At 66.1% G+C, this 23,336-nt stretch carries 25 protein-coding genes and 1 riboswitch; of the genes, 21 read left to right on the top strand and 4 right to left on the bottom strand.

Features of this window, described 5'->3' with window-relative positions; genetic code table 11:
• Positions 1-27: 27 nt before the first annotated feature.
• The 5 genes from ACSFA3_RS16405 to ACSFA3_RS16385 are packed head-to-tail and all read left to right on the top strand — an operon-like array spanning position 28 to position 4,753.
• On the top strand, positions 28-780 hold the full coding sequence (locus tag ACSFA3_RS16405; RefSeq protein ID WP_435506545.1) for a DeoR/GlpR family DNA-binding transcription regulator: 753 nt from the start codon (positions 28-30) through the stop codon (positions 778-780).
• On the top strand, positions 749-2,086 hold the full coding sequence (locus tag ACSFA3_RS16400) for a Zn-dependent hydrolase (RefSeq protein ID WP_435506544.1): 1,338 nt from the start codon (positions 749-751) through the stop codon (positions 2,084-2,086). Before ACSFA3_RS16405 ends, ACSFA3_RS16400 begins: the two co-directional genes overlap by 32 nt.
• Entirely contained in the window at positions 2,077-3,033 is a 957-nt protein-coding gene (locus ACSFA3_RS16395; RefSeq protein ID WP_435506543.1) for a phosphotransferase, read from the top strand. The genes ACSFA3_RS16400 and ACSFA3_RS16395 overlap by 10 nt, the downstream gene beginning before the upstream one ends.
• Positions 3,009-3,974 carry a phosphotransferase gene (locus ACSFA3_RS16390; protein ID WP_435506542.1) on the top strand — a complete coding sequence of 322 codons (966 nt, stop codon included), beginning with the start codon at positions 3,009-3,011 and terminating at the stop codon, positions 3,972-3,974. Before ACSFA3_RS16395 ends, ACSFA3_RS16390 begins: the two co-directional genes overlap by 25 nt.
• Entirely contained in the window at positions 3,971-4,753 is a 783-nt protein-coding gene (locus ACSFA3_RS16385; RefSeq protein WP_435506541.1) for an inositol monophosphatase family protein, read from the top strand. Before ACSFA3_RS16390 ends, ACSFA3_RS16385 begins: the two co-directional genes overlap by 4 nt.
• A gap of 31 nt (positions 4,754-4,784) precedes the next feature.
• Here ACSFA3_RS16385 and ACSFA3_RS16380 read toward each other — a convergent pair whose 3' ends face one another.
• Positions 4,785-7,736, bottom strand: coding sequence for a DNA topoisomerase III (locus ACSFA3_RS16380; RefSeq protein ID WP_435506540.1), 2,952 nt, complete (start codon positions 7,734-7,736; stop codon positions 4,785-4,787).
• Between the two features lie 121 nt (positions 7,737-7,857).
• Here ACSFA3_RS16380 and ACSFA3_RS16375 point away from each other — a divergent pair, with 121 nt between their 5' ends.
• The 4 genes from ACSFA3_RS16375 (at position 7,858) to ACSFA3_RS16360 (ending at position 10,918) form a co-directional block, all read left to right on the top strand.
• Entirely contained in the window at positions 7,858-8,442 is a 585-nt protein-coding gene (locus tag ACSFA3_RS16375; RefSeq protein ID WP_435506539.1) for an SET domain-containing protein, read from the top strand.
• Positions 8,443-8,444: 2 nt separating this feature from the next.
• Positions 8,445-9,260 carry a biotin--[acetyl-CoA-carboxylase] ligase gene (locus ACSFA3_RS16370; protein WP_435506538.1) on the top strand — a complete coding sequence of 272 codons (816 nt, stop codon included), beginning with the start codon at positions 8,445-8,447 and terminating at the stop codon, positions 9,258-9,260.
• On the top strand, positions 9,257-9,589 hold the full coding sequence (locus ACSFA3_RS16365; RefSeq protein ID WP_435506537.1) for a hypothetical protein: 333 nt from the start codon (positions 9,257-9,259) through the stop codon (positions 9,587-9,589). The genes ACSFA3_RS16370 and ACSFA3_RS16365 overlap by 4 nt, the downstream gene beginning before the upstream one ends.
• A gap of 165 nt (positions 9,590-9,754) precedes the next feature.
• Entirely contained in the window at positions 9,755-10,918 is a 1,164-nt protein-coding gene (locus ACSFA3_RS16360; RefSeq protein WP_435506536.1) for an ATP-binding protein, read from the top strand.
• On the opposite strand, the gene ACSFA3_RS16355 is transcribed toward ACSFA3_RS16360, so the two are convergent.
• From ACSFA3_RS16355 to ACSFA3_RS16345, 3 genes are read right to left on the bottom strand one after another with little or no spacing between them, the layout of a single operon-like run.
• Positions 10,890-12,323, bottom strand: coding sequence for a sensor histidine kinase (locus ACSFA3_RS16355; RefSeq protein ID WP_435506535.1), 1,434 nt, complete (start codon positions 12,321-12,323; stop codon positions 10,890-10,892). The genes ACSFA3_RS16360 and ACSFA3_RS16355 overlap by 29 nt on opposite strands.
• Positions 12,320-12,994 (bottom strand): response regulator, encoded by a 675-nt coding sequence (locus ACSFA3_RS16350; protein WP_435506534.1) that lies wholly within the window; start codon positions 12,992-12,994, stop codon positions 12,320-12,322. Before ACSFA3_RS16350 ends, ACSFA3_RS16355 begins: the two co-directional genes overlap by 4 nt.
• Before the next feature lie 38 nt (positions 12,995-13,032).
• On the bottom strand, positions 13,033-13,518 hold the full coding sequence (locus tag ACSFA3_RS16345) for a MarR family winged helix-turn-helix transcriptional regulator (RefSeq protein ID WP_435506533.1): 486 nt from the start codon (positions 13,516-13,518) through the stop codon (positions 13,033-13,035).
• Positions 13,519-13,663: 145 nt separating this feature from the next.
• Between ACSFA3_RS16345 and recA the strand changes: the two genes are divergently transcribed.
• The 12 genes from recA (at position 13,664) to ACSFA3_RS16285 (ending at position 23,323) form a co-directional block, all read left to right on the top strand.
• Entirely contained in the window at positions 13,664-14,788 is a 1,125-nt protein-coding gene (gene recA / locus ACSFA3_RS16340; protein ID WP_435506532.1) for a recombinase RecA, read from the top strand.
• On the top strand, positions 14,789-15,250 hold the full coding sequence (gene recX, locus ACSFA3_RS16335) for a recombination regulator RecX (protein ID WP_435506531.1): 462 nt from the start codon (positions 14,789-14,791) through the stop codon (positions 15,248-15,250).
• 127 nt (positions 15,251-15,377) lie between these two features.
• The gene (locus ACSFA3_RS16330; RefSeq protein WP_435506530.1) at positions 15,378-15,746 is read left to right on the top strand and encodes a hypothetical protein; all 369 of its coding nucleotides are present in this window, start codon (positions 15,378-15,380) and stop codon (positions 15,744-15,746) included.
• 3 nt (positions 15,747-15,749) lie between these two features.
• Positions 15,750-16,016: riboswitch (cobalamin riboswitch) on the top strand.
• A 159-nt stretch (positions 16,017-16,175) separates the two neighbouring features.
• Positions 16,176-17,042 (top strand): precorrin-4 C(11)-methyltransferase, encoded by an 867-nt coding sequence (cobM, locus tag ACSFA3_RS16325; protein ID WP_435506529.1) that lies wholly within the window; start codon positions 16,176-16,178, stop codon positions 17,040-17,042.
• Positions 17,039-18,028, top strand: coding sequence for a sirohydrochlorin chelatase (locus ACSFA3_RS16320; RefSeq protein ID WP_435506528.1), 990 nt, complete (start codon positions 17,039-17,041; stop codon positions 18,026-18,028). The genes cobM and ACSFA3_RS16320 overlap by 4 nt, the downstream gene beginning before the upstream one ends.
• A complete protein-coding gene (locus tag ACSFA3_RS16315) occupies positions 18,006-18,698 on the top strand; it encodes a precorrin-8X methylmutase (RefSeq protein ID WP_435506919.1) in 693 nt (230 codons plus the stop codon). The genes ACSFA3_RS16320 and ACSFA3_RS16315 overlap by 23 nt, the downstream gene beginning before the upstream one ends.
• Positions 18,698-19,801 (top strand): cobalt-precorrin-5B (C(1))-methyltransferase, encoded by a 1,104-nt coding sequence (locus ACSFA3_RS16310; protein ID WP_435506918.1) that lies wholly within the window; start codon positions 18,698-18,700, stop codon positions 19,799-19,801. The genes ACSFA3_RS16315 and ACSFA3_RS16310 overlap by 1 nt, the downstream gene beginning before the upstream one ends.
• Positions 19,798-21,117, top strand: a complete 1,320-nt coding sequence (gene cbiE / locus ACSFA3_RS16305) for a precorrin-6y C5,15-methyltransferase (decarboxylating) subunit CbiE (RefSeq protein ID WP_435506527.1) — start codon at positions 19,798-19,800, stop codon at positions 21,115-21,117. Before ACSFA3_RS16310 ends, cbiE begins: the two co-directional genes overlap by 4 nt.
• Positions 21,114-21,911, top strand: a complete 798-nt coding sequence (gene cobI, locus ACSFA3_RS16300; protein ID WP_435506526.1) for a precorrin-2 C(20)-methyltransferase — start codon at positions 21,114-21,116, stop codon at positions 21,909-21,911. The genes cbiE and cobI overlap by 4 nt, the downstream gene beginning before the upstream one ends.
• Entirely contained in the window at positions 21,908-22,657 is a 750-nt protein-coding gene (locus tag ACSFA3_RS16295; RefSeq protein ID WP_435506525.1) for a cobalamin biosynthesis central domain-containing protein, read from the top strand. Before cobI ends, ACSFA3_RS16295 begins: the two co-directional genes overlap by 4 nt.
• On the top strand, positions 22,654-23,070 hold the full coding sequence (locus ACSFA3_RS16290; RefSeq protein WP_435506524.1) for a cobalamin biosynthesis protein: 417 nt from the start codon (positions 22,654-22,656) through the stop codon (positions 23,068-23,070). Before ACSFA3_RS16295 ends, ACSFA3_RS16290 begins: the two co-directional genes overlap by 4 nt.
• 43 nt (positions 23,071-23,113) lie before the next feature.
• The gene (locus ACSFA3_RS16285) at positions 23,114-23,323 is read left to right on the top strand and encodes a CbtB domain-containing protein (RefSeq protein WP_435506523.1); all 210 of its coding nucleotides are present in this window, start codon (positions 23,114-23,116) and stop codon (positions 23,321-23,323) included.
• The last annotated feature ends 13 nt before the right edge of the window (positions 23,324-23,336 follow it).

Genomic DNA, 23,336 nt, shown 5'->3' with positions numbered 1-23,336 from the left:
TGCCTCCCGGAAAGCATCGCCTTCGATATGCCCTTGCCCCATCGCCAAGCCGAGATCATCTCCAGATTGAATCAGGAAGGCCGCGTGACGGTGACCGAACTGATGCAAGGACTCCAGGTCTCGGACGAGACGGTGCGCCGCGACCTGAGGGAGCTGGAATCGCTCGGCCTGGTGCGCCGGATTCATGGCGGTGCGATCACGCCGAAATCCGACCAGGAAGAGCCTTTGCTCGCGCGGGAGCGTTTCAACATCAGGGAGAAGGCGCGGATCGGTCAGCTTGCGAGCCGCATGGTGTCGGACGGCATGTCGCTCTTTCTCGACACGGGCACGACGACGCTGGCATTCGCCAGGAGGCTGACCGCCAAGAACCTGCGCGTGACCACCAATTCGCTCGACATTGCGCTGGCTTTGCGGGACCAGGGCGCGCTGGTCGAGATGACGCCCGGAACACTCCGGTCGAACGACAACGCGCTGGTCGGCATCGAGACGCTCGATTACGCGAAGCGCCGCTATTACGACATCGCCTTCATGGGTATCGGTGCGTGCACGATCGCACACGGCTGGACGGACTATGCGCAGGAAGAATCCGCGTTGCGGCGCATCCTGCTCGGACAGGCCAGGCAGCCGGTGCTGCTGGTCGACCACAGCAAGTTCGGTCGGCAAGCCTATGTGCGGACCTTTTCGCTGGCGGAGGTCGATTGCATCGTTTGCGACAAGCGGCCACCCCGCGCGTTGCAGGAGGTCTTTGATGCCGGGAACATACGAGTGGTCTTCGAGTGACGCACGCGCTCCGGCGTTTCTGGATCTTCCAAGCCAGCAGCACCTGGCCCTGCCCCGGCTTTTCGAACTGCTGACGCGGTTCGGCACGTTCGGCGCGCAGGAAGGCGGCGGAATCTCCCGTCTGGCCGCGAGCGAAGCCGACGGCGAGGCGCGCCGCGAATTCGTCGCGCAACTCGAAGCCGCCGGTGCGCAGGTCGGTGTCGATGCCGTCGGCAACCTCCATGGCCGATTCGAGCTTGCCGGCCCCGATGCGCCATGGGTGATCTGCGGTTCGCATCTCGACAGCCAGCGTGGCGCGGGCGAACTCGACGGCACCTACGGCGTACTTGCAGGACTCTGCGTCGCCGAGGCCTTCATGCGAGCGCGCGAGGCGGGTGCCGTTTTTACCTCCAACCTCTGCCTGGTCGACTGGTGCAACGAGGAAGGCGCCCGCTTCCAGCCGAGCATGCTGGGCAGCGCGGTGTACGCCGGCAAGGTGACCGCAGAGTTTGCGCTCTCCCGCCAGGATCCCGACGGGATTTCGCTCGGTGACGCTCTCGGGCGGATCGGCTTCAGCGGCAACACGACCCTTCCGCCCGAGCCGCGCGCGTATGTCGAGCTTCACATTGAACAGGGACTGCTGCTGGAGGATGCGGGCATGAAACTCGGCGTCGTGCGCCGGAACTGGGGCGCGATCAAGCAGCGGCTCGTTTTCTTGGGCGTCCAGTCGCACACGGGTCCGACGCCGATGGGCGAACGACGCGACGCATTGCTCGCCGCGTCCCGGGTGATCGCAGCATTGCGCCAGCTGGCCGACGACCTCGGCACGGTGGCGTCGCCACTGCACACTTCGGTGGGCCGCATCCAGGTCGATCCGAACTCGCCGAACACGGTCGCGGCCAGGGTCGAGATCTGGGTCGAACTGCGCAGCGCGGACGCCGACATCCTGACGCGTGCCCGGCTCGCCTTGCTAGGCATTGCATCCGATGCGGCGGACCAGGGCGGCGTGCGGTGCGAATGTGCTTCCGAAGAGATCCGGCCAGCGGGCGAAACGTCTGCGAAGGTCGGGCGCTGGATCGAAGCGAGCGCGAACCGGCTCGGCACCGGACTGCTTTCGCTGGACACGGTCTCGGGTCACGACGCGCTCAATCTGCTCGATGTCTGCGATGTCGGACTGATCTTCGTCCCCAGCATCGGCGGCATTACCCATCACCCGGACGAGCGCACGTCGAACGCAGACCTGGCGCTGGGTCTGAGGGCGCTGACAGACGTGCTCTGGTCGGCCTGCACCGAACCCCTTGCAATGGAGAAGCCGACGTGGAGATAGCCGAACTGGTCACGCGAATGCGCACGGAGATCTGCACGGAAATACCGGACGGACTCGTCGGTGCGCCCGGCCTTTCGCCGATCGCCTCGCCGATGCATCGCGCTACCGCGCGCGAGCAGCTGCGTCTGGTCGATGCCGACGGCGCGACCATCGGCATCGCGAAACGCCTCCAGCCCGACATGGTCGACTGGATCGGCTGGCAGGCCTCCGACAGCGCGCAGCGCCAGGCCGCCCGGCTGGGCATCGCGCCCGAGATCTGGTGCGCCCTGCCCGGCGAACTCGTGCACGTCGAAGCGTGGAAGGGTACGCCGTGGCGCACTGCGACACTGGCTGACCTGTCGCGGCCGGCGGTTCTGGATGCCGTGCTGGCTGCAAAGAGGAAGCTTCATGTCGGTGGCCCTTTGCCTGACGCCGACGGCCAGCCCGACGTGTTCGAACGCATCGCCGCGCTGGCGACGGGACTGCGAGCGGCTGCGCTGGGCGCCCCTTCCGACCTGGACTGGCTGCTTCGACGCGCCGCTGCTGCACGGATCGCACTGGATGCCGCCGCTCACGTCAGGACGCTGTGTCATTGCGATGGATCGAGCGGCAACGTGCTCGTCGGCCCCGACGATGAAGTCATGCTGGTCGACTTCGACATGGCCCGGAACGACGACCCGCATTTCGACCTCGCGACCACGCTGGTCGAGGCCTGCGAGTTCGACGAGGACTGGGCGGACGCGCTGGAGCGCCTCACCGGCACCGTGGACCGCACGACGCTCGCCAGGTTGCGCCTCTACGGCTTCCTCGACGACCTGATGTGGGGACTGTGGGGATGCCATTACTCGACCCGGTCGCGCCGCGGCGGCATCGAGTTCTTCAAATACGGTCAGTGGCGCCTGTTGCGATGCCGCCAGGCCGCCGTGTCCTGGTACTTCGAACAATGGCTGCGCAACGCGGGAGGCTGAGCATGTGGAAGGCGATGGGCGAAGGAGCGACCGGAGACGAGCACCGCGTCGAGGAAATCATCGGCAGATGGCCGGACTGGGCCGGGCGGGCGCTGCGTTACGCGCCCGTCAGCGGCGGCATCAGCAACACGAACTGGCGGGTCCATGCCGACGGCTTGACTCGGGATTTCTTCGTGAAGATTCCCGGCCGCGGCACCGAGCGATTCATCCAGCGCGACGCCGCGCACGAAGCCAGCATGAAGGCGCATGCCTGCGGCTACGGCGTGCCGGTGGTCGGCTTCATGGTCGAGGAAGGCGTCGAGATCTTCGAGTTCATCGACGGCTGGCGTACCTCCACCAACCTGGATTTCCTGGACAGCGACATCCGGCACAACGCCGTGCGCGCACTTCGTGCTTTCAACGACAGCGGGCCGCTGACGCTGACCAAGACGGTGTTCGACATGATCGACGAGCATGTGTCCCAGGTCGCGGAACTCGGCTCCTGGAAGCCTCGCGATCTGCCGTGGATGCTTGCGCAGCGGGACGAGGCGCACGCCGCGATGCGTGCGTCGGGCATGGACCTGGTGCCGTGCATGAACGACACGCTCGCCGGCAATTTCATGATCGGTCCGCGCAACGAGATCGTGATCCTCGACCTCGAATACGCCTCCAACAACGACCGCGCCTACGAGCTGGCGTTGTGGTTCGGCGAGATGTTCTTCGCCGACGACATCGAGCGCGAAATGATCGAGGCCTATTACGGGCAGTGGACGGCTGCACTGGATGCGCGCGTGCGCGTGCTGCGGGCCCTGGCGGACGTGAAGTGGGCGACCTGGGCGATGGTCCAGGAGTCGCTGTCGACGCTCGACTTCGACTTTCGGAAGTACGGCCAATGGAAGTACAACCGCGCACGCATCGTGCTGCATCACCCCGACTGGCCGACCTGGCTGAAACTGCTATGAACGACGAAGCCATCGAAGATCCGAACATCGCACGCGCGTTTGCCGTCGAGCTCGCGCTGTCGGTCCGGCCGCTGGTGAAGCGTCATTTCAGGGCGCGGCTGGATGTGACCCTCAAGGCCGATTCGAGTCCCGTGACGATCGCGGACCGTGAGGTGGAAGCCGCGTTGCGTGCAGCGATCCGGGAGAAATATCCGGCGCACGCGCAGCTGGGCGAGGAAATGGGTGGCGATGTCGGCGAGGACTGGAGCTGGGTCGTCGACCCGATCGACGGAACCAAGAGCTTCATCTGCGGCGTTCCGCTCTTCGGTACGCTGATCGCGTTGCTGCATGCCGGCGTGCCGAAGCTGGGCGTGATCGACATGCCGATCCTGGATGAATGCTGGGTCGGCGATTCGGCATCGACGACGTGGAACGGCAAGCCGGTCGCGACGAGCGGCTGCGACACGCTCGACAGCGCGCGCCTTTTCGCCACCTCGCCCGATCTGTTCGCGGGCGCCGACCGGCTGGCCTACGAACGCGTGGCCGACGCCGTTGCCATGCGCCGCTACGGCGGCGACTGCTATCTGTACGGGCTGCTCGCATCGGGCTGCTGCGATCTCGTGATCGAGGCCGGATTGCAGCTTTACGACGTCATGGCACTCGTGCCGGTGGTCGAGGGCGCCGGCGGCGTCATCACCGACTGGAACGGCCAGCCGCTGCGCCAGGGCTTCGACGGGCGGGTGGTGGCTGCGGCGACCCCTGCGCTTCACCGGGCGGCCATCGCGCTTCTCGACGGATAGATAAACGCGACGGCCGGCGGTAGCTGACGGCTTACGCCGTCAGGTGCTTGCCGACGATGCCCGCCAGCTCGAACATCGTCACCTGGTCCTTGCCGAAGACGAGCTTCAGCTTCGCATCGGCATTGATCGCGCGCTTGTTGGTCGCGTCCTGCAGGCTGTTGGCCTTGATGTAGTCCCACAGCTTCTTGATGACCTCGGTGCGCGCCACCGGTTCGGTGCCGATCACCGCGGCCAGCGCCTCGCTCGGCTTCAGCCCGGCGCCGGTCTTGCGCGGCGCCTTCGGTGCGGCGGTCTTCTTGGCGGATGCGACCTTCTTCGTCGCCACCTTCTTGCCCGCAGCCGTCTTCTTGGCCGGCGCGGCGCCGGCTTTGGTGAATGTCTTGCGCGGCGGGAACTTGCTGGCGCGGGGCTCGAAATCGAAGGTCACCTTGCCCTCGTCCTTGTTCCACATCAGGAACGCCTTGAATGAGCGGCGTGTGCGCATCGAGACGAACTTGTCGAGCAGGTCGGTCTTGCCGGTAGCCAGCAGCTTTTCCATCTGGTCGCGCTCGACCGGCTGCGTGAGGATGATCTTGCCGGTCTTGAAGGTGCAGCTCGGCGTCGGCTGACCTTCGGTCGGCACCGACTTCTCGCAGACGTAATTGGCGCCGTGCTCGAACACCGGCGCGCCGCAGACCGGGCAGGGGCCGAGCGTGTCCTGTGCGCCGAAGTCGACGATCTCGCCGGATTCGGCGTTCTTGTCGTCGCCGAAGTCGAACTCCAGCTTCCAGTTCTTGGTCTCTTCCTCGTCGTACTTGAGGATGATTTCCGCCGTGAACGGCCAGCCGGCCTTGGAGCGGAAGCCTTCGAGCGGACCGATGTGTTTGTTCGCAAGCAGCGATTCGGCTTCGACGACTTCGAAGGTGCGCCCGGCCGGCGATTTCCCGAACGAGAAGCCGCAGCCTTCCAGCGCGCCGGGCTGGCCGGTGCAGGTGTAGCGGCGGTAGTTTTCCTTCACCACGCCGCCGCAGTTCGGACACGGCGCGGTGAGCGTCGCGTAGTCGCCGGGGACGGTGTCGCGGTCGTATTCCTTGGCCTTCTTGACGATGTGCTGCGTCATCTCGGCGATTTCGCGCATGAAGGCGTCGCGGCTGAGCGCGCCCTTCTCCATCTGCGCGAGCTTGTATTCCCACTCGCCGGTGAGTTCGGCCTTGGACAGTTCCTCCACGCCCAGCCCGCGCAGCAACGTCATGAGCTGGAACGCCTTGGCGGTCGGGATCAGCTCGCGGCCTTCGCGCAGCATGTATTTCTCGGCGATCAGCCCTTCGATGGTCGCTGCGCGCGTGGCTGGCGTGCCCAGACCCTTTTCCTGCATTGCCTCGCGCAGTTCGTCGTCGTCGATGGTCTTGCCGGCGCCTTCCATTGCGCCGAGCAACGTGGCTTCCGAATAGCGGGCGGGAGGGCGCGTCTTGAGCGCCTTGGTATCGACCGTTTCGGCCTTGACGGTTTCGCCGGCCTTCACCGGCACCAGGTTCTTGCCGTCTTTTTCATCATCGTCGTTGACGGCTTCCTTGCCGTAGATGGCGAGCCAGCCCGGCTTGACCAGCACCTTGCCGTCGCTGCGGAACGGGTATTTCTTGCCGTTGGTTTCGACCGTGCTGATGCGGGTGGTGACCTGGAATTCGGCGCTCGGGAAGAATACCGACAGGAAGCGGCGCACGACGAAGTCGTAAAGTTTCTGTTCGGCGTCCGACAGCCCGCTCGGCGCCTGCAGCGTCGGGATGATCGCGAAGTGATCCGACACCTTGGCGTTGTCGAAGATGCGCTTGCTCGGCTTGACGTAGCTGCCGTCGACCGCCTGCTTCGCGAAAGGCGCCAGGTGTTTCATGCCGCTGTTGGCCAGCATCTTCATCGTGTCCTTGACCACCGGCAGATAGTCCTCGGGCAAAGCGCGCGAATCGGTCCGCGGATAGGTCAGCGCCTTGTGGCGTTCGTACAGGCTCTGCGCCAGCGCCAGCGTGGTCTTGGCGGAGAACCCGAAGCGGCCGTTGGCTTCGCGCTGCAGCGAAGTCAGGTCGAACAGCATCGGCGAGGCCTGCGTGGTCGGCTTGCTTTCCTCGGTGACGGTGGCGGGCTTGCCGCGCGATGCATCGGCGATCTCCCTGGCTTCGCGCTCGTTCCAGACGCGGTCGGCGCGCATTTCGGGGTCGGCGATGCCGTCCGGGCCCGGCGGCGGCTTCTTGAAGCCGGCGTCGAACCACTTGCCGGGGTACTGGCCGGCCTCGGCCTGGAACGCGCCGTGGATTTCCCAGTAGTCGCGGCTCACGAACTTGCGGATCTTCTCCTCGCGCTCGACCACCACCGACAGCGTCGGCGTCTGCACGCGGCCCACCGTCGTCAGGAAGAAACCGCCGTCGCGCGAGTTGAAAGCCGTCATGGCCCGCGTGCCGTTGATGCCGACCAGCCAGTCGGCCTCCGAGCGCGAACGCGCCGCATCGGCCAGGCCCTGCATCTGTGCGTCGGTGCGCAACTGGTCGAAGCCGTCTCGGATCGCCTGCGGCGTCATCGACTGCAGCCAGAGCCGGCGCACCGGCTTGCCCAGCGGCAGGAACACGCCGCCCTTCTGGCCGCCCGCGTACTGCTCGATCAGCCGAAAGATCAGCTCGCCCTCGCGGCCCGCGTCGCAGGCGTTGATGAGCTGCGTCACGTCCTTGCGCTTGGCCTGCTTGACGACGGCGTTCAGGCGCGTCTTGGTCTTGTCGACCGGCTTCAGGTCGAAGCGAGGCGGAATCACCGGCAGGTTGGCGAAGCTCCACTTGCCGCGCTTCACGTCGAATTCCTCCGGCGCCTGGATCTCGACCAGATGGCCGACCGCGCTGGTCACGACGTAGCTTTCGCTTTCGAAGTACTCGTCGTGCTTCTCGAACTTGCCGGCCGTCGGCGTGAGCGCACGGACGATGTCCTGCGCGACCGACGGCTTCTCTGCAATTACCAGTGTCTTCATATAAGAGTCATCCAAAAATTGGGGCGGAGCTTGATGCCTACAATCGGGCCGCTCTCGCGTGCGCACACACACGCACATGTGCACGCGCATGTGTGCATATTCAAACTATCAGACTTCGGCGATGCCTTCAAAACCCCCACAGCCTACCGGCCGCCGCATTCAGACCCGCCAATCCGGCGTTCATGGCAAGGGCGTCTTCGCCGTGAAGGACATCGCGGCCGGCGACACGCTGATCGAATACCTCGGCGAAATCATCAGCTGGAAAGAGGCGCTGCGCCGCCATCCGCACGATCCGGCGCAGCCCAATCACACCTTCTACTTCCACATCGATGACAAGAATGTGATCGACGGGAAGGTCCACGGCAACGCAGCCAAGTGGATCAACCATGCCTGCGACCCGAACTGCGAAGCAGACGAGGTCGACGGTCGCATCTTCATCAAGGCGCTGCGCGACATCGCGGCGGGCGAAGAACTCAACTACGACTACGGTCTGGTGATCGACCTGCCGTACACGCCCGAGTTGCTTGCCGAGTTCCCGTGCTGGTGCGGCAGCGAGAACTGTCGCGGGACGCTGCTGGCGGCGAAGCCCGAGAAGAAGAAAAAGAAGAGCAAGAAGAAGGACGACGCCAAGGCGGACGACGCCAAGTCGGAAAAAAAGTCCAAGAAGTCGAAGGCCGAAAAGTCCGACAAGAAGGCCAAGCGCTGACCATGGCCGGCATCTGGTTCGCGCAGGACATCGCATCGACCGTCGAGCCGATGCTGCCGGGATTCCGTGTCGAGGTCGTCGACACGATCGATTCGACCAACAGCGAACTCATGCGACGCGCGCGCGCAGGCGATGGCGCTCCGGTGCTGCTGGTCGCGGAACGGCAGACAGCGGGGCGCGGACGCATGGACAGGCCCTGGCAGAGCGCACAGGACGACACGGAGCCGCTGACGCTCACCTTCTCGCTCGGCCTGCCGCTGGCACCGCGCGACTGGTCGGGCCTGTCGTTGGCCGTCGGCGCCAGCGTGGCCGACAGCCTCGACGCCGACGGGCGCGCCAGTATCCGCATCAAGTGGCCGAACGATCTGTGGACCGCCGACGACCGCAAGCTCGCTGGCATCCTGATCGAGACCGCGACCGCTGCGACATCTGCTGGAACCGCCCCGGCAGCGCGCCATGTCGTCATCGGCATCGGCGTGAACATCGGGCCGCGCGATGGCGACGGCCTGCGCGCACCGCCCGCGTGCCTGCATGAACACATGCCTGCGATGACCGCGCCCGAAGCGCTCCGGCTGATTGCCGCGCCGCTGGTGCGCGACGTGTTGGCTTTTGGCGCGCACGGCTTCGCGCCGTTCTCCGCGCGTTTTGCGGCGCGCGACGTGCTGTTCGGACGTGAAGTCGAATTGAGCGACGGCACCGCTGGCCGCTGCGAAGGCGTCGGCGCGGCCGGCGAACTGCTTGTGAAGACGGCGACCGGGTTGCAGCCGATCACCAGTTCCGAAGTCAGCGTGCGGCCGCGCCGCGCGGAATCGTCATGAAGCCGGTCGTGAAGGCGCATTCGACCAGGCATGCGGCGTGGAATGTCGCAGCTGTCGTTCTGGTGCTCGCGAACGTCGTCTATTTCGCCTGGAGCCAGGGTGCGTTTGCCGTTTTCGGCGCGCAACCGGAGCGCTTCACCCAGACCGAGCCGCAGCGGATGGCGCGGCAGGTGAACCCGACGCTCTTGCGGGTGCTGAAGGAGGCGCCGCCGGTGCCATCCCCGGACGCAGCGCCAGCCGAAGCACCGATATCCGATGCGGCTGCAATATCCGAACCGCCGACCGTAGCGCCGTCGACGGTCGATCCGACAGATCGAACCGCACGCTGATATGACAGCGCGATCGCGCGTGTGCTATGTCGCTTTAGAGGCGATCACTATATTTGGCGACTGCGGACTGTAATTAGACAGTCAAAACTATAATTGGCTGTAATCGGGTTTCCATGCTCGTTGTCTCGGCGTCTGGATATGCCGGTAGGTCAGCAGGAGCAATCCATGGCGAATGTCGTTTTCCACAGAACCGAGCTGGCAGAGCAGATGGTGCGAGCCATCATGGCCTCGACTGTCGGCTCGGCCTCCGCGTCCGGGCTGTTCCTTGCCGCGCCCAGGCGCACCGGCAAATCCACGTTCGTGCGCGAAGACCTGCGTCCGGCGCTTCAGAAAGTCGGCGCGACAGTTCTGTATGTGGACCTGTGGGCCAACAAGCAGGCCGATCCGGGTGCCGTGATCGTCGGTGCAGTACGTACCGAACTTGCCAAGCACGAAGGCATCGTGGCGCGCCTGGCCAAATCGGCCGGCATGGAGAAGGTCAGCGTCGGCGGTGTCGCTTTCTCCCTTGACCGTGTGGGGCTGGGCAAGGAGATCTCGCTCAGCGGCGCTCTGGCTGCGCTGTCGGACGAAACGAAGAAACCGATCGTGCTTCTGATCGACGAAGCGCAGCACGCCATCACCACCGATGCCGGTTACGACGCCCTTTTCGCGCTGAAGGCTGCACGCGACGAACTGAACAGCAGCCAGCACCACGGCCTTCGCATCGTGGCCACCGGCTCCAACCGCGACAAGCTGGCGATGCTGCGCAACAGCAAGGACCAGGCCTTCTTCGGCGCGCCGCTGGTGGCGTTCCCGGCGCTGGGCGCCGACTTCATCGACTGGTTCTGCAAGGGGGTCGGTCTGGCCGGTCCACTGGATCCAGAGGACGTGATGAAGCTCTTCAAGCGCGCGTCCTTTCGACCCGAGATCCTGGGCACGGCAGCCGACAGCCTTCGGTTCGACTTCGAACTGAGCGGCGAAGAAGCTGGAAAGGCCTTCGCTGCCGCCGTCGAAAAAGAGATCGAAGAAGCAGATCTACAGACACTGCGTGTGATCAACGCGCTCACGCCGCTCCAATCCGCCGTGCTGCGCGTTCTGGCGTCCGACGGCGACAGTTACGCCCCTTTCGAAGCCCGCACGATGGAGAGTTACCGGAAGGTCCTGTCAGCGATTGCTCCCGACGAATCGATCGTTCCGGATGTGTCTAACGTCCAGGCTTCGCTGGCATCGCTTCAGGACAAAACGCTCGTCTGGAAAGAAAAGCGAGGCGTCTATGCCCTCGAAGAAAGCACGACGGCCGATGTCCTGCGGCGGTACATGATCACCGCGACAGATCGAACCGCACGCTGAAGCGCGTGCCCGGCGGCCGCTGGTCGGGATGCGCGTCCTCGAGCGTGACGGTCGCGCCATGCTGGCGTGCGATCTCCCGCACGATGGGCAGGCCCAGGCCGGAGCCGTCTGCCTCGTTCCCCAGCACGCGGTAGAACGGTTCGAACACCAGTTCCCGATCGGCCTCCGCAATGCCCGGCCCGTTGTCCTCGACCTGCAGCAGCACCACGCGCCCGAACGGATCTGCCAGCACGCGCGCGGTGATGACGCCGGGATGCACCGATGTTGACGGCGTGTAGTTCAACGCGTTGTCGACCAGATTGCGCACCATTTCTTTCAACAGCGTCGGGTTGCCCCGCAACGTCGCGCCGGGCGTGCCGGCTTCCGCGCCGTCGTAGCCGAGGTCGATGCGCTTTTCGATCGCGCGCGGCACGGCTTCGCGCACCACCTCGATCGTCAGGCGTGCCAGGTCGCAAGGCAGCAGTCCGACGACGGCGCCGCTGCTTTCCGCCCTCGCCAGCGACAGCAGCTGGTTGACGGTGTGCGTGGCGCGCACGCTGGCGCGGCCGATCTGCTTGAGCGACTGCTTGAGGTCCTCGGCATTCGCGCCCTCGCGCTGCGCCAGATCGGCCTGCATGCGCAGTCCGGCCAGAGGCGTCTTGAGCTGGTGCGCGGCGTCGGCCAGGAAGCGCTTCTGCGTCGCGATCGAGTCCTGCAGCTTGCCGAGCAGTTCGTTCACCGACGACACCAGCGGAATCACTTCCTGCGGCACCGACGATTCATCCAGCGGGCTCAGGTCGTCGGGCCGGCGTTCGCGTATGCGCGCCTCGATCACCGACAGCGGCTTGATGCCGCGCACCAGCGCCAGCCAGATCAGCAGCACCGCCAGCGGCAGGATCGCGAACTGCGGCAGCAGCACGCCCTTGATGATCTCGGTGGCCAGCACCGACTGCTTTTCCCGCGTCTCGGCCACCTGCACCAGTGCCGGCTGGACATCGGCGCCGGCCACCACCCAGAGCGAAGCGACGCGCACCGGCAGGCCCCGCATCGTCGCGTCGTGCAGGTAGACGACGCCGGGCACCGGCGGCTCGTCGGCCGTCGGCGCTGGCACGTCGCGCTCGCCGCTCAGCAGCTTGCCGGCCGCATCGAGCACCTGGTAGTAGACGCGGTCGGCATCGTCGCCGCGAAGGATCTCGCGAGCCGGCTGCGGCAGCAGGAACTGCAGTTTGCCGTCCTGAACAAGCACCAGCCTGGCCAGCGTCTGGACGTTGTATTCGAGCGAGCGGTCGAAGGGCGCGTTCGCGATGCCCTGCGCCACCAGCCAGGTCAGGCCGATGCTGACCGGCACCAGCAGCAGCAGCGGCGTCAGCATCCAGTCGAGGATCTCCCCGAACAGCGACCGCTGTGCGCGCTGGAAAAGCTTCAAGCTGCGATCTTCTCGAGGCAGTAGCCGAGTCCGCGTACCGTGGCGATGCGCACCGGGCCTTTCTCGATCTTCTTGCGCAACCGGTGGATGTAGACCTCGATCGCGTTGATGCTGACTTCCTCGCCCCATTCGCACAACCGTTCGACCAGCTGGTCCTTGCTCACCAGCCGGCCGGCGCGCTGCAGCAGCACTTCGAGCAGGCCGAGTTCGCGGGCCGAGAGTTCCACCATCTTTCCGTCGAGCGTCGCGACGCGCCCGGCCTGGTCGTAAACCAGCGGGCCGTGCTTGATCGCGTTGCTGGTGCCGCCCATGCCGCGGCGCGTGAGTGCGCGCACGCGGGCTTCGAGTTCTTGCAGCGAGAACGGTTTCGCCATGTAGTCGTCGGCGCCGTAGTCCAGGCCCTTGACGCGCTCCTCGACGCTGTCGGCCGCGGTCAGCACCAGCACCGGCATCTGCGAGCCGCGCGCGCGCAGCCGCTTCAGGATTTCGAGGCCGTGCATGTTGGGCAGGCCGAGGTCGAGGATCAGCAGATCGAATTCGCTGTTGGTCATGAGCGCCGCATCGGCCTGGGAACCGGTCGCCACGCGGTCGACCGCCGCTCCCGAGGTGCGCAGACTGCGCAAGAGCGCATCCGCCAGCACCTGGTCATCTTCAGCAATCAGTATCCGCATCGCCACCTCCGGCTCGTTGTGTCGTCCCCGCTCAAATTTTAGGCGCCTGCGTACGCTTCCAGTCCGATGGTTACTACGGTGGCGACATCGTCGCCGACACTTTGACGGAACTCGGCCTCCGCCTGCGCCACCGCATTCCGGAAAGCCTGCAGCCAGGCCAGCCCATCGGCGGTGAACATCACCCGGCGCGCGCGGGCATCGAGCGGATCGGGCGCGCGCACCACCAGCCCCCAGGCTTCGCACTGGTCGACCAGCGTGCCCATGGCCTGCTTGGTCATGCCGGCGCGCTCTGCAAGTTCGGTAAGGCGCGAGCCGTTCTGCGAGAGATGGCGCGTGATGTGGATGTGGGCCGCGCTGATCTGGGCTCGCGCCGCGAGGTTCGACAGCGCCAGCGGCACCTCGATGTCGTGCGCCATCAGCGCCAGCACGCGTTCGTCGAACCGACGCATGGCATGGCCGAGCAGACGGCCCAGATGGGTCTGGCGCCAGGCGTCGGCATCGTGGTGGAAGACATGTTCAGGCATGACTGAAATAGTAAATCAAACTGACTAAAAAATGGGTTTACTTCGTTCGACCAGCCCCTAAACTACTGTTCAAGCATCCAGCCTGTGGTTAAAGGCAGCTGGGTGGAATCGAATCCAAACCGTTGATATTTCAGGAGTTTTTCAAATGGACGCACTTGTCAAGGGCACCAGCATTTCCGTCGCCGGCAGCGAAAAAGCCAAGGCACTCCAGGCCGCACTGGCCCAGATCGAAAAGCAGTTCGGCAAGGGCACGATCATGCGTCTGGGCGAAGGCGAGGCACTGGAAGACGTGCAGGTCGTCTCGACCGGCTCGCTCGGCCTGGACATCGCGCTCGGCGTCGGCGGCCTGCCGCGCGGCCGGGTCATCGAGATCTATGGCCCCGAATCGTCGGGCAAGACCACGCTCACTCTGCAGGTTATCGCCCAGATGCAGAAGCAGGCCGGCACCTGTGCCTTCGTCGACGCCGAGCACGCGCTCGACGTTCAATACGCGCAGAAGCTCGGCGTGAACCTGTCCGACCTGCTGATCAGCCAGCCGGACACCGGCGAGCAGGCGCTCGAGATCGTCGATTCGCTGGTGCGCTCGGGCGCCGTCGACCTGATCGTGGTCGACTCGGTCGCCGCGCTCACGCCGCGCGCCGAAATCGAAGGCGACATGGGCGATTCGCTGCCCGGCCTGCAGGCCCGTCTGATGAGCCAGGCGCTGCGCAAGCTGACCGCCAGCATCAAGAAGACCAACTGCATGGTCATCTTCATCAACCAGATCCGCATGAAGATCGGCGTGATGTTCGGCTCGCCCGAAACCACGACCGGCGGTAACGCGCTGAAGTTCTACGCCTCGGTCCGCCTCGACATCCGCCGCATCGGCACGATCAAGAAGGGCGAGGAAGCGATCGGCAACGAAACCAAGGTCAAGGTCGTGAAGAACAAGGTCAGCCCGCCCTTCAAGACGGCCGAGTTCGACATCCTGTTCGGCGAAGGCATCAGCCGCGAAGGCGAGATCATCGACATGGGCGTGACCGCCAAGATCGTCGACAAGGCCGGCGCCTGGTATGCCTACAACGGCGAGAAGATCGGCCAGGGCCGCGACAACGCCCGCGAATTCCTGCGCGAGAACCCGGCGCTGTCGCGCGAGATCGAGAACAAGGTGCGCGATTCGCTGGGCATCCCGCTGCTGGCTGCCGATGCCGGCTCCGAGGAGTCCGAAGCCAAGGCCAAGGCAGATGCGAAGGCCGAAGCCAAGGCAGCCAAGGCGGCCGCCAAGGAATAAGTGGGCTTTTCCGCACCGTCGCTCAAGGGCCGCGCGCTGCGGCTGTTGAGCCAGCGCGAGCATTCCCGGCCCGAACTCGAGCGCAAGCTCAAGAAGTACGAGGAAGTGCCCGGTACGCTGGCTGCGGCCCTCGATGAACTGGCGGCCAAGGATTTCATCAACGAGGCGCGGGTCGTCCAGTCGGTGGTCAACCTGCGCGCGCCGCGCATGGGCGCCGCGCGAGTGCGTCAGGAACTTCAGCAGAAAGGCATTGCGCCCGAAGCGATCGCCGAAGCGGTGGCCGATCTGCGCGACTCCGAACTGGCGCGTGCCCGCGACGTGTGGGGACGTCGTTTCGATGCGCCGCCCGCGGATGCAAGGGAGCGAGGCCGCCAGATGCGTTTTCTGATGGCCCGCGGATTCGCAGGAAGCACGGTTTCAAAACTTTTCCGTTTTGACGCTGAGGCGGATGCAGACATCTGAATCAGTTGATCGAAACTTGTAATTTCCAGCTCGAACTGAACAAATGTAAAGATCGACTGATAAAGTTCGTGCTCATTGCGACGGCTCGGTAGGAGTCGATTTTGACGACTCAGCCGGAGGTGTTGGCATGGACAATTTCTCCAAAGGTCATGCGACCGAGAAAATTCTTCGTTCATGGACTTTCTGGATCCACACGCATCTGCGAGAGGAATGCCAGGAGTACATGGAGAACTACAAGCTCAAGGAAATGAACGCGGCGCCGGGCAACGAACGAGCGACCGCCATCTTCCGTGACCTCTGCGACGGCTCCACTGAAGTGGCCGTGATCTCGATCTGGGAATCGATGGAAATGATCCGCCGTTTCGTCAGGACCGAACACCAGCCCTCGATCCATCCGGACGACCGCAAGAAGCTGCTCGACCGCGATCCCGTCGTACGGCACGAGGTGATCACCGACGAGCACGTTTTCTCGTTGATGCCGGCCGAGTGGCGCTGATACACTGCGCCCGAGTTGTCAGGTGTCCTGGCGCTTCCTGGAAACGGGGAAGCGGCCAGGGTGAAACGGGAAGTCGGTGCGCAGTGGTTGAACGATGCCACGCCATGCCGACGCTGCCCCCGCAACGGTAAGCGAGTCGAAAGCAAGACCCCGGGATCCGGTCCCGAACCACTGTGTCACGAACGGCATGGGAAGGTGGTGCTTGCAGGAACGCACATCTCGTGCCTTCCGCTCGCGAGCCCGGAGACCGGCCTGACGACAAGCGCATGACCTTGCGGTGGGCGAGGATCGGCGGGCGGACGAATGGCGTCCGGCTCGATGCAACGCCGCATCCGCCGGAATCGCTCCCACCGACGCCTCCCGATTTCCCTCTCTCCGCCAGGTCGTACCGACCATCGAACGCGCGGCGGGCGCGGAGGGATCCATTTCATGAACGAGCGAAGCATCGCTCCAAGCGACGCGCCATCCGGGCCACCCGGCTCGTCCACGCCGGGAACCGTCTGGTTCGTAGGCGCCGGTCCGGGCGATCCGGAACTCATCACCGTCAAGGGCCGCGGCCTGATCGAACGCGCCGGCGCCGTTCTGTTCGCGGGCTCGCTGGTGAGCGAGGCGGCCACGCGCTGGGCGCCGGCCGATTGCGTTATCGCCGACAGCAAGGACATGACGCTCGAGCAGATGTCGGCCTGGCTGATCGCGCAGGCCGCGCGTTGTGAAACCGTGGTGCGTCTCCAGACCGGCGACCCGGGCCTCTACGGCGCGCTGATCGAGCTGGTGCAGCCGCTGGACGCAGCGGGCGTGCCGATCGCGGTGGTGCCGGGCGTTTCTTCGGCGATGGCGTCGGCGGCTGCGGCGGTCGAGAGCCTGACGCTGCCCGAAGTCACCCAGACCGTGATCTTCACGCGCGTCGAGGGCCGCACGCCGATGCCCGAAGGCGAATCGCTCGAAGCGCTGGCGGCGCACCACAGCACGCTGTGCATCTTCCTGAGCATCACGCTGATGGGCAAGGTCACGGCCGCGCTGCTGGCCGCCGGCTGGTCGCCCGATGCGCCGGTGGTGGTGGTGCACAAGGCCAGCTGGCCGGGCGAGGAAAAGATCGTTCGCGGCACGGTCGCCACCATCCAGGCGCTCTGCCGCGAAGCCCGCATCGCGACCCAGTCGATGATCATCGCCAGCCCCAACCTGGGCGCGCGGCAGTGGACAACGCTCGCCAAATCCAAGCTCTACGACGCGAGCTTCACCCATCGATTCCGGCGTGCCAGCGTGCCCGCCGCCGACCTCGTCCAGGACACCCCATGAACACGACCACGACACCCAGCGAAACCATCCTTCTGGTGGGCCACGGCTCGCGCGAAAAGTCAGGCAACGACGAGATCGAGGCCTTCGCCGCGCAATGGCGCGAACGCCGGCCCGGCTGGCGCATCGAGGTCTGCTTCATCGAGTTCTCCGAGATCACGATGAGCGAAGGCCTGCGCCGCGCCGCCGAGGGCGCGCGGCGCGTGGTCGTGGTGCCGCTGATCCTGAACGCCGCCGGCCACGTGAAGATGGACATTCCGCAGGCCATCGACGGCGCGCGGCTCAAGTTCCCGTTCGTGCAGTTCGCATACGCGCCGCACCTCACGGCCTGCGATCCGATCCTCGCGATCCTGCGGCGTCGCCTCAAGGGCGCGATGCAGGCGCTCGACATGCCCGACCCGACCACCACCGGCGTGGTGATCCTGGGGCGCGGATCGTCGGACCGGCAGGCCAACGGCGACATGGCCAAGATGGCGCGCTGGCTGATGGAGGAAACCGACCACGAGCTGGTCGACCTCGCCTTTACCGGCATCACCTATCCGCGCCTGGAGAAGGCCGTGCAGCGCCAGAGCCTGCTGGGCATGACGCAGGTCGTGGTGCTGCCGTACTACCTGTTCAACGGCACGCTGGTCGAACGCATCGCGCGCCAGGTCGAGAACCTGAAGACGCAGTACCCGACGATCCGTTTCATCTCGACGAAGTACTTCGGCTTCGAGCGCGAGATCTTCGAGGTGCTGGAGCAGCGCGTGCTCGACCTGCGCCGCGGCATGCCGATCGCGCTCATGCCCTGCGACGGCTGCAAGTTCCGCGACTTCGCGGTCGAGAACGGCATGGGCGGGCATCACCACGACGACGCGGTGCCGCACAACCACGATCACGACCATGCGCACGATCACGCGCATCCGCATCCGCATGCCCATCCGCATGACCACGCGCACGATCACGGCCATGACCATGGACACGCACATGACCACGCGCCCGCCCGTTGAGTCTCGCGCGAACGTCGTCACCGAGCAGCTCACCGCTGCCGGCCGCGCGATCGAGCACGACTCCTTCGCCGTGATCGACCGCGAGGTCACGTCGCACGCCTACACGGCCGAGCAATGGCCGGTGGTGCGCCGCATGATCCACGCGAACGCCGACTTCGACTTCAACGGCCTGACCGACTTCCATCCCGGCGCCATCGATGCCGCCGTTGCCGCGATCCGCTCGCGCGAAAGCCGCGTGGTGGCCGACGTCGAGATGATCTGTGTCGGACTCTCGGAACCGCGCCTGGGCCATTTCGGCATGGACACGCACCAGTTCATCAGCGACGAGGACGTGATCGCGCAGGCCAAGGCCGAAGGCACGACGCGCGCGGTGCAGGCGATGCGCAAGGCGCACCGGCTGGGGCTGGTCGACGGCGCGATCGTCGGCATCGGCAATGCGCCGACCGCGCTGATCGAGATCGTGCGGCTGATCCATGAAGAGGGCGCGCGCCCGGCGCTGGTGGTCGGGATGCCGGTCGGTTTCGTGTCGGCAGCCGAGTCGAAGGATCTGGTCGCGCTGGAGCACGAGGTGCCGTGGATCGTGATCCGTGGGCGCAAGGGCGGCTCGACGCTTGTGGTGGCCGCTATCCATGCGCTGCTCGGGCTAGCGGAGGCACGCGAACTCGCATGATGATGAAGAAGGACGCGCCCCGCGGCACCCGCACCGGTTTCACGACCGGCGCGTGTTCCGCCGCGGCCGCGCGTGCCGCCGTCATCGGACTCGTCACGGGCCAGGTGCCCGACAGCGTCGAATGCCTGCTGCCCAACGGCGACCTCGTGACCTTCGCGGTGCAGGACGGTCGCGTCGACGCGACCGGCACGCTGGCGCATGCGATGGTCGTCAAGGACGCGGGCGACGACCCGGACTGCACCGACAAGGCGCATCTCACCGCCGATGTACGGCTGCTGCCCGAACGCGCGGGGCAGGTATTGCTCGCTGGCGGCCTGGGCGTCGGCACCGTGACGATGCCGGGGCTCGGCCTGGAAGTCGGCGGTCCCGCCATCAACCCGGTGCCGCGCCGCAGCATCGAAGCCAACGTGCGTGCGGTCGGCGAGTCGCTGCTCGACGAGGTCGGGCTCGAAGTCGCGATCTCGGTGCCGCAGGGCGAGGAGATGGCGAAGAAGACGCTGAACGCGCGGCTCGGCATCCTCGGCGGGATTTCGATCCTCGGCACCACCGGCATCGTGAAGCCGTATTCGACCGCCGCCTACCGCGCGAGCGTGGTGCAGGGCGTGCACGTGGCCGGCACGCTGGGCCATGGCGTGGTCGTGCTGACCACCGGCGGGCGCACCGAGAAGTTCGTCATGGGCGAGATGCCCGAGCTGCCCGAAGCCGCCTTCGTGCAGATGGGCGACTTCCTGCGCTACGCGATGAGCGCCGCGGTCAAGGCCGGGCTGAAGCGCGTCGTCATCGGCGGCATGGTCGGCAAGCTCACCAAGATCGCGCAGGGCGAAACCATCACCCATGCGGGCCGCGCCGAGGTGGACACCGGCCTGCTCGCCGACATCGCGGCCGAACTCGGCGCACCGCCCGACGTATGCGAAGCGATTCGCGGCAACGAGACCGCGCGCTATGCCGGCGAGCGTATGGACGCGCTCGGCCTGGGCACGCAATTCCACACCGCGCTCGCGCAACGCGTCATCCGGACGCTGCGCGAGCGCTACCCCGACCGATTCGAACTGAAAGTGCTGGTCTGCGACTTCGATGGACGCAAGATCGCGGAGGCCTCGTGAACACCGACGAAGAACTGAAGATCAACCGATGCCGCATCCTGGGCGTGCTCGACGACGGCGAGGCCAGCCTCTCGCGTTCTGCGCTGGCGCATCTGCAATCCGCGCAACTGGTGATCGGCGGTGCACGCACGCTGGCGCTGTTCGCCACGCACATCGCGTCCGATGCCTTGCAGCGCGACCTCACCGGCGCGCTGTCGCAGGTGCCCGAATGGATCCGCGCCGCGCAGGCCGACGGCATGCGCGTGGTGGTGCTGGCGACCGGCGATCCGCTGTGCCACGGCATCGCCGCATACCTCGCGTCGCGCCTTTGCATCGAGGCGATCGAGGTGCTGCCGAACGTCTCGACGCTGCAGCTGGCCTGCGCGCGTCTGGGCCTGCCGTGGCAGGAGATGAAGTTCGCCTCCGTGCATGCGAAGGATGCCGGCGACTGGGTGCCGGGATCGGCGCCCTCCCACGGCCTGTATGCGCTGCTGCGCGACATCCGCCAGCACGACCGCCTGGCCGTGCTCACCAGCCCCGACAACACGCCCGACCGCATCGCGCGGATGCTGGTCGCCGAGGGTCTGGCCGACGATTTCGAGATGGCCGTCGCCGAGCGCCTGTGCCGGCCCGACGAGCGCGTGATCAGCGGCATGCGGATCTCCGCCGCGACCGAAATGCGCTTTGCCGACCCGAACGTGGTGCTGCTCTGGCGCACGCGAATGCGTACGCCGCAGGTGCTGTTCGGCCTGCCGGACGCGAGCTTCGAGCAGCGCCATCCCGAGAAAGGGCTGATCACCAAGAACGAGGTGCGCGCCGTGTCGCTGGCGCGCATGCAGTTGCGCATCGACAGCGTGGTGTGGGACATCGGCGCGGGGTCCGGCTCGGTCGGGCTGGAGGCCGCGCGGCTGTGCCGGATGGGTCATGTGTATGCGATCGAGAAGAACGTCGACGACGCCGCCATCGTCGGCCGCAACCGGTTGAACATGGGCATCGGCAATCACACGCTCGTGCACGGCAAGGCACCTGAAGGGCTGCAGCAGTGGGCCGATCCGGATGCGGTGTTCATCGGTGGATCGGGCGGCGAACTGGCCGAACTCATCGCGCAGGTGCTGCAGCGGCTGCGTCCGCAGGGCTGGCTGGTGATGAACTTCGTGACCATCGAGAACCTCGCCGCAGCTGTCGAGGCGCTGAAGGCGCAAGGTGCGACCTGGGACGTGCTGCAGCTGCAGGCTTCGCGCAGCAAGCCGATTCTGCACATGCACCGGATGGCGGCGGAGAACCCGGTGTGGATCGTGTGCGCTCAGGCCGCGCCAGCTACGGAGGTGACCGCATGACCGCGCCCGGCACGCTCCACGGCGTCTCGCTCGGTCCCGGCGATCCGGGGCTCATCACGCGCCGCGCGTGGTCGCTGCTCGTGCGGCCCGACGCGATCTGGACCTATCCGGTGCGCAGCCTTCGCAAGGAAAGTTACGCGCTCGACATCGCCTTGCGCGCCGGCCTGCAGCCGCCCGCGCAGCACCAGTCGCTGCTGTTCCCGATGACGCACGACGCCGAGAAGCTCGCGCGCCACTGGCTCAAGGCAGCGGAGACGGTGCGCGAGATGCTCGCCACCGGGCAGGACGTACTGTTCCTGGTCGAAGGCGACGCCAGCACCTACGCCAGCTTCTGCTACCTGGCACGCGTGCTGCGCGAGCTCGACCCCGCCGCGCGCATCGAGATCGTGCCCGGCGTCACTTCCTTCAACGCTGCCTGCGCGCAGCTGCAGGTGCCGCTTTCGGAGCAGGACGACACCATCGCCATCGTGCCCGCCGCCTACGGCATCGCGGCCGTCGAGAAGATGCTCGACGACTTCGACACGCTGGTGCTCATGAAGGTCAAGCCACTGCTCGACGACCTGATCGATCTGCTCGATCGACGCGGCCTGCTCCTGCACAGCCGCTTCATCGAAAAGGCCGGTGCGCCGGTCGAGCGCGTGGTGCTCGACGTCGCGAGCCTCAAGGGAACCAAGGTCAATTACCTGTCGCTGCTGCTGGTGAAGAACCCGCATCGCGTGCGCGGCGAGCTGGTGCGCGGCTGCCGCAAGAAGACCTCCACCGAACTCGAAGAACAAGAGGAAGAAACCGAATGAACCAATCCATTCCCGAACAGGCCGCGCCCCGCGTCGTGCTGGTTGCCATCACCAAGCACGGCGCGCAGCAGACCGCTGACCTCGCGCGCCAGCTGCCCGATGCGCATGTGTGCGTTGCCGAGAAGTTCGCGCCGCTCATGGCGGGTTTGCCGAACGCCGTGCGCGCCTATGCGGGCGCGTTCCGCGACGAGATCGCCGCGCTGTTCGCGGATTACGACCAGATCGTGTTTTTTGTCTCGCTCGGCGCCGTGGTGCGGCTGATCGCGCCGCACTTGAAGAGCAAGGACGAAGACCCCGGCGTGCTGGTGGTCGACGATGCCGCGCAGTTCGTGATCCCGGTGCTGTCGGGCCATGTCGGTGGCGCCAACGCGATGGCCGAGCAGGTGGCGGCGCTGCTGGGCGCGACGCCGGTGCTTACCACTGCGTCGGACGTGGGCAAGACCATTCCGGTCGACATCCTCGGGCGCGAGCTCGGCTGGAAGGTCGAGGCGCCGAAGATCAACATCACGCGCGTCTCTGCGCACGTCGTCAATGGCGAACCCATCGCCGTGGTGCAGGAGGCCGGCAGCCCCGACTGGTGGACGCGCCCCACGCCGCTGCCGGCCACCATCCACAAGTTCGCCTGCTTCGACGAGGTCGACCTCGCGCGCTTCAAGGCCGTGCTGTGGATCACGCATGCGGATGTGAGCGCGGCGCAGTGGGATGCGCTGGCCGAACGGCTGGTCGTGTACCGGCCGCCGCAATGACGCCTGAAACGACCACTGCGCGCTACGCTATCGGCATGGGCTGCGACCGCGGCACGCCGGAAGACACGCTGCAGCAACTGCTCGATCAGGCGCTGGCCGGCCTTGGTGCGCAGCCTGCGCAGGTGGTGGCAGCAGCGAGCATCGACCTGAAGGCCGACGAGGCCGGGTTGCTGGCGCTGGCACGGGCCCAAGGCTGGACGATGCACTTCTATCCGGCAGCGGAGTTGGCACAAGTGCCTGTGCCGCATCCCTCGGAAACCGTGCGCAGGCACACCGGCACGCCTTCGGTCAGCGAGGCTTCGGCGCTGCTGGTCGGCGGCGGGCTGCCGATGACGGCTCTGGTGGTCGAGAAGCACAAACACCGCGGCGCCGACGGGCGCAACGCGACGATTTCGATCGCGCGCATTCCCTGAAATCCCACGCCACTTTTTTCCATCTTTTTAACGAAAGCATTCCATGAACACATCGATCCACGCCCCCGCCCCTGCCTCCACCACCGCCGCAGGCTCGTCCGACACGGGCATCGCACGCAGCCTGCTGCTGCAACTCGCCGGCGCTGCCGTACTCGGCATGTTCGTGCTCTACGGCGTCGCCTTCGCCGAAAGCCCGCTAGCGCACAACGCCGCGCATGACGTGCGCCACGTCACGGTCAAGCCCTGCCACTGAGCTCGGACCGTTC

The sequence above is a fragment of the Variovorax glucosi genome (assembly GCF_051216695.1).
In the GTDB taxonomy this organism is placed as follows: Bacteria; Pseudomonadota; Gammaproteobacteria; order Burkholderiales; family Burkholderiaceae_C; genus Variovorax.
This window is presented reverse-complemented; position numbering and strand designations above follow the sequence as displayed.